The sequence below is a fragment of the Cellulosimicrobium funkei genome (genome assembly GCF_001019615.1).
Classification (GTDB): Bacteria; Actinomycetota; Actinomycetes; order Actinomycetales; family Cellulomonadaceae; genus Cellulosimicrobium; species Cellulosimicrobium cellulans_E.
Genome location: NZ_JNBQ01000034.1, coordinates 31,192 through 41,787 on the forward strand (window position 1 = coordinate 31,192; position 10,596 = coordinate 41,787).

At 73.5% G+C, this 10,596-nt stretch carries 10 protein-coding genes, 1 tRNA gene and 1 riboswitch; of the genes, 5 read left to right on the forward strand and 6 right to left on the reverse strand.

Going from position 1 to position 10,596, the window contains the following annotated elements; all coding sequences use genetic code 11:
* Positions 1 to 147 precede the first annotated feature (147 nt).
* On the forward strand, positions 148 to 1,638 hold the full coding sequence (locus FB00_RS17175; RefSeq protein WP_047234132.1) for an NAD(P)/FAD-dependent oxidoreductase: 1,491 nt from the start codon (positions 148 to 150) through the stop codon (positions 1,636 to 1,638).
* Between the two features lie 143 nt (positions 1,639 to 1,781).
* Positions 1,782 to 1,855, forward strand: a tRNA-Leu gene (locus tag FB00_RS17180).
* 6 nt (positions 1,856 to 1,861) lie between these two features.
* Here the strand turns inward: FB00_RS17180 and FB00_RS17185 are convergent.
* From FB00_RS17185 to FB00_RS17195, 3 genes are all read right to left on the reverse strand, one after another.
* Positions 1,862 to 2,257, reverse strand: coding sequence for a VOC family protein (locus tag FB00_RS17185; protein ID WP_047234133.1), 396 nt, complete (start codon positions 2,255 to 2,257; stop codon positions 1,862 to 1,864).
* 104 nt (positions 2,258 to 2,361) lie between these two features.
* A complete protein-coding gene (locus FB00_RS17190) occupies positions 2,362 to 3,006 on the reverse strand; it encodes an alpha/beta hydrolase (protein WP_047234134.1) in 645 nt (214 codons plus the stop codon).
* Positions 3,003 to 3,929, reverse strand: a complete 927-nt coding sequence (locus FB00_RS17195) for a VOC family protein (RefSeq protein WP_047234135.1) — start codon at positions 3,927 to 3,929, stop codon at positions 3,003 to 3,005. Before FB00_RS17195 ends, FB00_RS17190 begins: the two co-directional genes overlap by 4 nt.
* Before the next feature lie 89 nt (positions 3,930 to 4,018).
* Positions 4,019 to 4,143, forward strand: a riboswitch (TPP riboswitch).
* Between FB00_RS17195 and FB00_RS17200 the strand changes: the two genes are divergently transcribed.
* From FB00_RS17200 to FB00_RS17210, 3 genes are all read left to right on the forward strand, one after another.
* The gene (locus FB00_RS17200) at positions 4,134 to 4,886 is read left to right on the forward strand and encodes a TenA family protein (protein WP_082141448.1); all 753 of its coding nucleotides are present in this window, start codon (positions 4,134 to 4,136) and stop codon (positions 4,884 to 4,886) included. (Overlaps the previous riboswitch by 10 nt.)
* A gap of 101 nt (positions 4,887 to 4,987) precedes the next feature.
* A complete protein-coding gene (locus tag FB00_RS23145; protein ID WP_052877752.1) occupies positions 4,988 to 5,479 on the forward strand; it encodes a helix-turn-helix domain-containing protein in 492 nt (163 codons plus the stop codon).
* Positions 5,480 to 5,579: 100 nt separating this feature from the next.
* The gene (locus FB00_RS17210; RefSeq protein WP_052877753.1) at positions 5,580 to 6,527 is read left to right on the forward strand and encodes a DUF6882 domain-containing protein; all 948 of its coding nucleotides are present in this window, start codon (positions 5,580 to 5,582) and stop codon (positions 6,525 to 6,527) included.
* A gap of 100 nt (positions 6,528 to 6,627) precedes the next feature.
* Here the strand turns inward: FB00_RS17210 and FB00_RS17215 are convergent, their stop codons facing one another.
* The 3 genes from FB00_RS17215 to FB00_RS17225 form a co-directional block, all read right to left on the reverse strand.
* Positions 6,628 to 7,236 (reverse strand): ClpP family protease, encoded by a 609-nt coding sequence (locus FB00_RS17215; protein WP_047234136.1) that lies wholly within the window; start codon positions 7,234 to 7,236, stop codon positions 6,628 to 6,630.
* Positions 7,236 to 7,874, reverse strand: coding sequence for a ClpP family protease (locus tag FB00_RS17220; protein WP_047234137.1), 639 nt, complete (start codon positions 7,872 to 7,874; stop codon positions 7,236 to 7,238). The genes FB00_RS17215 and FB00_RS17220 overlap by 1 nt, the downstream gene beginning before the upstream one ends.
* 99 nt (positions 7,875 to 7,973) lie before the next feature.
* A partial coding sequence (locus FB00_RS17225; RefSeq protein ID WP_047234152.1) for a fibronectin type III domain-containing protein occupies positions 7,974 to 10,596 on the reverse strand: 2,623 nt, incomplete at its 5' end.

Genomic DNA, 10,596 nt, shown 5'->3' on the forward strand with positions numbered 1-10,596 from the left:
TCGTGAGGAGCGATCCCGGGTTCGGCGACCGCGGTGTCGCGTGGAATGTCGCGTCTGCCCCCTGGGCGGGGCGAGCGTGGGGCGCGTCACGCCCGTCTGGCGGACGCTCCGGCTCGCCTGTGCCGCAACCGGTAATACTCTGGAACCATGCCTCAGAATGACCTGACCTCGGTCAGCCGTGCCCAGACCGCTTCGCCGCGGCCCCGCAAGGTGCCCCGCGTCGTCGTCCTCGGCGGCGGCTCCGTGGGTCTGTACGCCGCGCGCCGACTGCGCAAGAAGCTCGGTCGCCGCGAGGCGGCGATCGTCGTCGTCGACCCGCGCCCGTACATGACGTACGCGCCCTTCCTCCCCGAGGCGGCCGCGGGCTCGATCGACGGTCGCGACGTCGTCGCGCCGCACCGCCGTGCGCTCAAGGGCGTCGACGTGCTCCAGGGCAAGGTCGTCGCGATCGACCACGGCGCGCGCCGCGTGACGATCCACCCGGAGGAGGGCGACGACTACTCGGTCACGTACGACCACCTGATCGTCGGCCTCGGCTCGGTGTCGCGCACGCTCCCCATCCCCGGGCTCGCGGAGAACGCGATCGGCTTCAAGAACGTGGAGGAGGCCATCGCGGTCCGCAACCACGTGCTCAACCGCATGGACGTCGCCTCGTCCACCTGGGACGAGCAGCTGCGCCGTCGCATGCTGACGTTCACGTTCGTCGGCGGCGGGTTCGCGGGCGTCGAGGCGATCGCCGAGATCGAGGACATGGCGCGCTACGCGACCCGCAACTACGCGACGATCGAGGAGAAGGACCTCCGCTTCGTCATGATCGAGGGCGCCGGGCGCATCCTGCCCGAGCTCAGCGAGCCCATGGCGGGCTACGCGCTCGAGGAGCTGAAGAAGCGCGGCATCGAGTTCCACCTCAACACGTTCCTGTCGTCGTGCGTGGACGGTCACGTCGTCACGTCGACGGGCGTGGAGTTCGACTCCGACACGATCGTGTGGACCGCGGGCGTCAAGGCGAACCCGGTCATCAAGGAGGCCTCGGACCTCCCCGTGGACAAGATGGGCCGCGTCACGGTGCTCCCGACGCTCCAGGTCGCGGACGCCGACGGCAACGTCGTCCCGAACGCGTGGGCCGCGGGCGACTGCGCCGCCGTCCCGGACGTGCTCAACCCGGGCAAGTTCTGCCCGCCGAACGCGCAGCACGCGATCCGCGAGGCCACGCGCCTGGCCGACAACCTCGCGCTCGAGCTGCACAGCGAGAAGCCGGTCGAGTACCGCCACAAGAGCGTCGGTACGGTCGCGTCCCTCGGCCTGTACAAGGGCGTCGCGGAGCTGTTCGGCGTGTTCAAGCTGCGCGGCGTGCTCGCGTGGCTCATGCACCGCAGCTACCACGTCATGGCGATGCCCACGGGCAACCGCAAGATCCGTATCTTCATCGGCTGGATCGGGCAGTTCCTCCTGGGCCGCGAGCTCGTGTCGCTCGGCTCCCTGCATGACCCGCGCGCGGAGTTCCGCGCCGCGTCGGTGCCGCCCAAGAAGGACGGCGAGCCGGTCAAGCAGACCGCGCAGGGCTCGGCGGCCGCGGCGGAGTCCGGCACGGGCACCGTCGACGCCGACGACCGGACGCCGGCGGCCAAGGCGTCCTGACGCCCGTCCGCACCCGCCGGGATCCCCGCACCTGCCCGACGACGAGGGGCGAGCCGCGCGTACGGCTCGCCCCTCGCGGCGTCCTGGTCGGGTCGAGCGCCGACGGCCCGGGGAGAGCCGCAGTCGCGGTAGATTCGGCCCGCGCCCCCATGGCCCAACTGGCAGAGGCGGCCGGCTTAAACCCGGCGTGTTCCGGGTTCGAGTCCCGGTGGGGGCACCCAGGTCACGAGAGCCCGGTCGGGCCGTCCGGCTCGGGCGGCGGCGCGGCCTCCTGGCCGAGGACCACGACGGTGCCGTCCGGGTCCTGCACGCGCGCGACGCGCTCGCCCCACGGCTGGTCCGTGGGTGGTTCGAGCACCGGCACGCCGGCGGCGGCGAGGTGCTCGACGGCGCGGTCGCAGTCGTCGACGTACACCCACAGCACGATCCGCGTGTCCGCGGGAGGCGGCTCGCCCTGGCCCAGGCCGAGCGGCGAGCCGCCCACGCGCAGGCTCACGTAGACCGGCGGCCCGTCGTCGGGGAACGCGTACTCGACGGTCCCGCGCAGCAGGTCGCGGTAGAAGCCGAGCGACCGCTCGAGGTCGGCCACGGTGAGGATCGGGAAGAGGCTGCGGAACATCGGCGTCGCTCCTCGGTGCGCACGGCGGGTGTGCTCCCATCGTGCGCGCCCGACGCCCGGCCCGCGCCCCGTGCCGCCCGCCCGGTGGGGCGTGACCCGGGGTGTCAGGTCGCCGCTCGCCCCACGACGTCGTCGAGGAACGCCCGGACGTCGGCGAGCTCGCGCGCGTCGATGCCGTGCGCGAGACCGGGGTAGACGCGCTCGACGAGCGTCGAGCGGTCCGGCAGCCACGCGGCGGTGCGGTCGACCGCGTGCGGCGCGATGACCCGGTCGTCGGCGCCGCGGCCCCAGAAGACGGGCGGGCGCGACGCGGCGAGCGCGGGGTCGGCGGGCTGCTCCGCCGCCTGGACGAACCCGCCGAGGACGACGGTCGCCGCCACGCGCTCGGGGCGCGTGCGCAGGAGCTGCGTGGCCATGAGCCCACCCTGGGAGAACCCGACGGGGACGACCGGCCGGTCGGTACCGAGCTCGGCGTCGACCCAGTCCCAGACGGCCTCGGTCGCGCGCGCGACGGGCTCGGGGTCGGGGTCGCCGGGCGTGACGATCGGGAACCACGCGAACCCGCCGTGGGGGAGGGCGAGCGGGGCGCGGAGCGAGACCCAGGGCGCACCGAGGTGCGGGCCGAGGCCGGCGAGGTCGTGCTCGTGGGAGCCGAACCCGTGGAGCAGCACGACGACGGCGCCCCCCGCGGGCGGGCTCGTCGGGTCCGCCTCGGACCGGACCGCGACGAGGGGGGCCGGAGCGCTCATCGCGCGAGCAGCTCGTCGGTCGTCGTGCCGGGCACGGCCAGCGTGACGCGCGTGCCCCACGGGTCGTGCACGACGACGGAGCGGCCGTCGTCGGCGTGCTGCAGGCCACGGGCGCGCAGGCGGGCGACGAGCGCGTCGAGGTCGTCGCGGCCGGGCACGGTGATCGCCACGTCCCCGAGGCCGAGGCTCGCGGCGCGCGGCCCGGCGCCGGCGCTGTTCCAGACGTTCATCGCGACGTGGTGGTGGTAGCCGCCGGCGGACGCGAACAGGGCGCCGCTGTACTCGGTGACCGTGGCCTCGAACCCGACGGCGTCGACGTAGAAGTCGTGGGCGGTCGCGATGTCACCGACCTGGAGATGGACGTGCCCCACGCGCCCGGCGAGCGAGGGCCCGGCGTCGAACGTCTCCTGGTCGAGGTGCGTGCGCAGGTACGCGTTCGGGTCCAGGAACTCGGTGGCCATGCGGATCTGCCCCCGCTCGCGCACCCACGTCTCGCGCGGCCGGTCGGTGTACAGCTCGACGCCGTTGCCCTCGGGGTCGGTGAAGTAGAACGCCTCGCTGACGAGGTGGTCGCTCGACCCGACGAACGACCCCCGGCGGTCCTGCGCGGCGCGGTAGACGGTCGCGGCGAGGCTCGCCGCGTCGTCGAACAGGAACGCGGTGTGGAACAGGCCGGCCTGGCGCCGGTCGACGGCGGGCAGGCCGGGCGTGTGCACGAGGCGCAGCATGGGCGTCGTGCCGCGGCCGAGGACGCGGTGCACCTCGGTGCCGCGGGAACGCTCCTCGAGGGGAGCGAGCGCGAACGCGCCCGTGTAGTAGGACGTCATCTGCTCGAGGTCGCCGACGCGCAGCGTGACGGCGTCCATGCTCGTGGACGGGGACAGGAGGCGGTCGGTCGCCGCGCCCGGGGTGCTCGTGGTCATGTCTGCTCCAACTTGTTGTCGCTACAACTATATTCCCACACGCCGTCGGACGCTCCCGACGGGGGAGGTGCTTCCTTGCTAGGGTCGCGGCGAACCACGCGGGGCGTCCCGCCCGGGCAGCCGGGCCGAGGGACTGAGACGAGCGGTACGGCCGCCCGGACCCGTCGAACCTGATCTCGCTAGCACGAGCGGAGGAACGTGGGCATGACGACGCCTGCTGCCATCACCCTGAACCCTGTCCTCGCGGACGACCCGACCGCGCTCGTCCGGCAGGAGGAGACCGGCTTCACCGCCGACCTCGCCCGCCGGTACGCGCACCTCTTCGACGAGTTCTACGACCACCCGTTCCTCGCCGGCCTGCGCGACGGCTCCGTCGAGCCGGCCGCGGTGCGGCACTACGTCGGCCAGGACCACCAGTACCTCACGGCGTACCTGCGCTGCTACGGCCTGGGCATGGCCCTCGCGCCCGACCGGGAGTGGGCCGCGTACTTCCACGAGAAGGCCGGGTTCCTGCTCGACGACGAGTCGCACGCCCACCACGCGATGTGCGACTTCCTCGGCGTGACGTACGAGGAGGCGCAGACGCACCGCCTCGCCCCGAGCGCGCAGGCCTACGTCGACCACATGCTCGCCGCGGGCCGCGACTCGCTCGGCGTGCTGCTCGCCGCGCTCCTGCCGTGCCCGTGGACCTACATCTGGTCGGCGCGGCGGTTCTGGCTCGCCGAGCGGGAGACGACGCCCGGTGCGATCGAGGACGACCACCCGCTCGCGGGCTGGTGGGAGTTCTACGCCGCCGAGCGCACCGAGGGCGTCCTGGCCGACCTCCGGGCACGCCTCGACGCGCTCGCCGCCGACGCGGGCGAGGCGGAGCGCGCCCGCATGGAGCGTGCGTTCGAGCTGAGCTGCCGGCACGAGATCCGGTTCTGGCAGATGGCGTGGTCGCTCGAGCTCTGGTGACGCTCACCGGCGCTCGAGGCCCGACGGCGGGCCGTTACGCCAGCAGCAGATCCTCGCCCGGGTGCCTCGGCACCCGGGCGGGGCGCGGGTAGCGTGACCGCATGGACGTGACGAGCGCGGTGCCGAGCGGAGCGCCGAGCGGAGCGCCGGCGAGCCCCCGGCCCCGGGCGGGTGGGCGGCCGGAGCCGCTCCTGCGCCACGTCATCGGGGGGATCCTCCGGCGGGCACGGCTCGCGCAGGGTCGCACGCTCGTCGACGTCGCGGCCTCCGCGCGCGTCTCCACCGCCTACCTGTCCGAGGTGGAGCGCGGCCGCAAGGAGGCGTCCTCCGAGGTGCTGGCAGCGGTCTGCGGCGCGCTCGGCCTGCGCCTCGTGGACCTGGTGGCGCGTACGGGAGAGGAGCTGCGCCCCGTCGCCCCGGTGCGCGTGCTCTCCTCCGTCCGGGAGCGCGGCGCGCTCTCCGCGCCGCGGCACCCCGCCCCGGCGGGCGAGCCCGTGCGCGACCTCCCGGTCGCGCGGACCACGATCGCGACCCCGACCCTCGCGTCGCGCCCGACCGCGCGCACCGCCGACGTCCTGCTCCTCGCGGCCTGAGCCCCGCGGACCCGGGGGTCGAGACGCACCTGACGGGTACCTGGTCGGCACCGCGTGTCGTGCCCCGGTGCGGGGGGAGGCGCGCGGCTACCGTCGAGGGATGACGGAGCCGCAGACCGCGCACGGCACGGCAGAGCAGACCGCCCCGGCCCTCCAGGAGCTCGTCGACGACGCCGCGTTCCTCTCGCACGAGCACCAGCTCCAGCTCGCCGACGACCACGGTGACGACGCGTGGGGCGCCGAGATGGCGGAGGGCACGTTCACCTTCACCGCCGCCTCCGGTGAGACGACGACGTGCCGGCTCCAGTTCCTCGGCACGGCCGCGCCCGGCCCCGGGAGCTGGATGTGGGCGTGGAACAACGTCAACGGCTTCTCCGACGACGTGCTGCGCGCCGCCGAGAAGACCCGCGAGACCGGCCTGCGCGAGGCGACCGAGGCGGAGCTGCCGCTCGCCGACGACCTCCCGTACCGCCTCGCGCTCGCGGCCAAGGCCGTCACCGGGTCCTGGACCCACTACAGCGCCCCCGTCGGCGGCGGGACGCGCGCGTGGTTCCTCCTCGACGCCGCCAGCCTCGCGCTGCCCGCGCCGAGCGTCCCGCGCGTCGTGCGGGTGCTGAGCGAGGGACTGCTGTCCGTCACGGTCGTCGACCACCGCCGTGCGGTCGCGTCCTACGCGGCCGCGCGCGGCCTCGAGACGACGGAGGACGGCGGCGCGCTGGCGCTCACCCTGCCCGACGGGAGCGTGACCGTCCGGTTCGACGAGCACGGGCGGATCGCCGGCATCGAGGCGACCGCGCGGCGTGCGGCGGAGCCCGTGCACGAGCCCGACCCGGACGCGTCGGGACCTGACGCCGACCCCGCGAGGGTGGACGCCGTCGTCGACCCGGCTCCGGCCGTCGAGGAAGCTGCCCCGGACGAGCCGGGACCGGGCACTCCGCCACCGGAGGAGGCAAGGTCGCCGGGCGAGCAGCCCGACGAGCCGACGGCGACGACGGACGAGCGGGCGACGGAGCCACGGCGCCGATCGTGGTTCCGGCGGCGCGGGTAGACCCGAACGCACGGCGGCACGCGGCGAGCGATGCGTCTGCGGCCGAGAGCTGCGTCTCGGGACGCATCGGTCGACCGCGGACGCAGCGCTCGACCGCCGGTCAGGCGGCGGCGGCGGCGAGCTTGCGCGAGGTGACGACGGCGTCCGCGACGCCGTACTCGACGGCCTGGCGCGCCGTGAGCACGAGGTCGCGGTCGGTGTCCGCGCGCAGGCGCTCGACGGTCTGACCCGTGTGGCGGGACAGCACCTCCTCCGTCTCGGACCGGATCCGCAGGATCTCCTCGGCCTGGATCGACAGGTCGGAGATGGTGCCCTCGCCGCCGCCCGAGGGCTGGTGCAGCAGCACGCGCGAGTGCTCGAGCACGAACCGCTTGCCCGGCGTCCCCGCCGCGAGCAGCACGGCCGCGGCCGACGCCGCCTGGCCCATGCAGATGGTCGACACGTCGCAGCGGACGAACTGCATCGTGTCGTAGATCGCCATGAGCGCGGTCGCGGAGCCGCCGGGGGAGTTGATGTACAGGCCGATCTCCTGGTCCGGAGCGTCGGACTCCAGGTGGAGGAGCTGCGCCATGACGACGTTCGCGACGCCGTCGTCGATCTCCGTGCCGAGGAAGACGATGCGCTCCGACAGGAGGCGGGAGAAGACGTCGAACGCGCGCTCCCCGAGCGGGGTCCTCTCGACGACGGTCGGGATCGTGTAGCTCGCCATCACAGGCCCACCTTCCGGGCCGCGCGGGCGGGACGGACGTCGTCGACGGACTCGACGATCCGGTCGACCATGCCGTACTCGAGCGCCTGCTGCGCCGTGAACCAGCGGTCCCGGTCGGAGTCGTCGGCGATGGTCTCGACGCTCTGGCCGGTGCTCTCGGCGGTCAGCCGGTGCATGAGGCCCTTGGTGTAGACGAGGTTCTCGGCCTGGATCGCGATGTCGACGGCGGTGCCGCCGATCCCCGCCGAGGGCTGGTGCATCATGATCCGCGCGTGCGGCAGCGCGAACCGCTTGCCCGGCGTCCCCGCGCACAGCAGGAACTGCCCCATGCTCGCGGCGAAGCCCATCGCGACCGTCGAGACGTCGTTGGGGATGAGCCGCATCGTGTCGTAGATGGCCAGCCCGGCGCTCACCGAGCCGCCGGGGGAGTTCACGTAGAGCGCGACGTCCGCGCGCGGGTCCTCGGCCGAGAGCAGGAGGAGCTGCGCGCACAGACGGTTCGCGACGGCGTCGTCCACGGCCGAGCCGAGGACGACGATGCGCTGGTGGAGCAGGCGCGTCGTGAGCTGGTCGTCGAAGGACGACGCCGCCGGGGCGACGGCCTCCGCGTGCGGTGGGCGTGACGTGTGCGTGGTCATGGCACCACCGTGGCCCGGGCGAGGCACGGACGGGCGAGGAATCTGCCGTCGGCTCATTCGCCGACGGCAGATCCCCCGCCCGCCGTCACCCGCCGAGGATCAGCGAGGTTCCCAGGTGCGCCGTTCCACCACGAGGTTGGCCGGCGCGGGACTGACGGTGATCCAGTTCTGCGGCGAGGGGTAGTAGTTGCCCATGATGCACGGGAGGTCGAACGAGGCGTTCGGACCGATAGCCCGCGAGTAGCCGCCCGTGATGGCGTGGTCGTACCCGCCCGCGTTCGTCATGCACTGCACCGTGTAGGTGCCGCTCGGGAACGTCGCGTTCGTGTTGAGGCGGTACCGCGTGCAGACCGAGGTGTTGCAGTCACCCAGGGAGCCGGTGTTCGCCTGGGCGCCGCGCGTCGCCCAGATCCGGGGCGGGTCGGGCCGGGGGTCGGTGGTGAACGTGGCCTGATTGCTCCACGCCCCGCACCCGGCCGCGTTGCACGCCCGCGCGATCAGCCGGAACGTCTGCTCGTAGTCGGAGCCGACGTTGACCGTCTGCCCCGTGCCGGACGTGTTCTGGCTGCCGGAGAGCTGCCACTCGTAGCGCGAGATCCCGTTGCCGCCGTTCGACGAGGGCGCCGAGATCGAGAACTGGCCACGGTTCACGCCCGTCCGGGACACCGAGACGCCCGGGGTCCCCGGCTTGTCGTAGGCGTTGATCGACGCCGACGCGGGGCTCGACGTCGACGTACCGCCGAGGTTGGTCGCGGTCACGGTGAACGTGTACGAGCCGGGGTTGAGGCCCGTGAAGTCCACCGACGTCCCGGACACCTGCCTGGTCGTCCCGCCCGGCGAGGCCGTCACGGTGTAGGCGGTGATCGGGCTGCCGTTGGCGTCGGCGGCGCCCCACGACACGCGCGGGATGCCGCTGTCCTGGGACGACGACCCGACGTTCTGCACGCTCGGCCGGGGCGGGGCCTCCGGACGGCCGTAGGGCACGACCGCCGCGGACGCCGAGCTCTGCGCGGTCACGCCCGCCTTGTTCTCGGCGGTCACGGTGAACGTGTAGGACGACTCGTTGTCGAGCCCGGTCGCCTTGTGGCTGAGCCCCGTGAGGGTCAGCGCCGCCCCGTCGGGCGAGCCGTTGCGGTACCGCTGGAGGTGGTACGCCTTGATGGCGTCACCGTTCTCGAACGGCTGCTCCCACGACACGTCGATCGACCCGCCGTTGAGCGGCGAGTCCGCGGCGCGGCTCGCGCTCGGCGTCTTCGGGACGTCCGGCAGCCCGGCGGGGATCTCCTCGGCGGAGTAGTCGCCCCACTCGGACGGGTCGGGCGCGAGGTTCACGGCCTGGACGCGGACGCGGTAGGCCGTGCCGTTCTCGAGCCCCGTCCACACGACCTGGTTGCCGGAGAGCGCCTGCATCTGGATCGCCCCGCTCGGCGGCGCCGGGGAGATCTCGAGATTGACGGTCTCGATGGGCGACCGGTCGGTGTAGGTCTTGTTGGTCCAGGTGACGGTGAGCGACTTGTCGCCGAACTCGAGGGTGGGTGCGGCGGGCGGGTCGGGCTTCTCGTCGGGGCGCGCCTCGGCCGAGGGCGGGGAGGCGGGGCCGTCGCCGACAGCGTTGGTCGCGAAGACGGTGAAGGTGTACTTCACGTTGTTGGTGAGGCCGTCGAGGGTGCAGGTGGTGGTGCCGCAGGCCTTCTCGTAGCCGTTCTGGGAGCGCACGGTGTAGCCGGTGATCTCGGCGCCGTTGTTGTTCGGCGGGTCCCAGGACAGCACGACGGTCTTGGAGCGGACCTCGTCGACCTGCGGGGTGGCTGGTGCCTCGGGCTTGCCGAGCACCTTGAGCTGGACGCGCCCCTCCACGAGGCGGTCCTGGTCCTTGGTGGCGTCCTGCACGCGGTAGACCACGACCATCACGCCGACGAAGTTCTCGTCCGGGGTCACGGTCACGCTGTCACCCGTGAAGGCGACGTCTCCCGAGCCGGTCTCGACCACCGCGCCCGTCACGACGAGCGGGGTGTCGGGGAAGGGGTTGGAGTCGTTGGCGAGCACGGGGACCGAGGTCGGCTTGCCCTGGTGGGCGTCGTCGACGGTGTCCTGGTTGGCGCGCGCGAGGGGTCGGGTGGAGGCCACGACGGTCAGGGTCGCGGTGCCCTCGACCGGGGGGTGCTCGCCGTCGGTGACGGTGATCGGGACCTGGACGACCGAGCCCTTGGGGACCTCGGGGGTGGCCTGGGCGTGCAGGGTGGTGCCCTCGACGGTGACGGTCAGGCCCTGGGCCTGGCCGGTGGCCTTGAAGGTCAGGGGGTCGCCGTCCGGGTCGGTGGCGAAGCGCGCGAGGTCGATCGACGCCTCCTCGCCCGCCGCGACGTCGAGCGTCGGGGTGGAGAGCTCCGGCGGCAGGTTCTCCGGTGGGATCACGCTGATCGGCAGCGTGAGCAGCGCCGTGTGCCCGTCGGGGTCGTCGGGGCCGGAGCCGTCGGTCACCTCGAACGTGACGGCGGCGGGACCGACGTAGTCGGCGTTCGAGGTGTAGACGATCTCGGTGGTCGAGGGCACCTCACGGGTCCCCTCGAGCGCGGTGACCTTGTCCTCGGTCGTCAGGCGCGGGGTCTTGCCCTCGACGACGAGCACGTAGTCGGTGATGTCGATCGGCAGCGGCTCACCGCTGACGACCTCCAACGGGGTGATGCCCGGACGCAGGGTCGGGGCCTGGTCCGTCATCCCC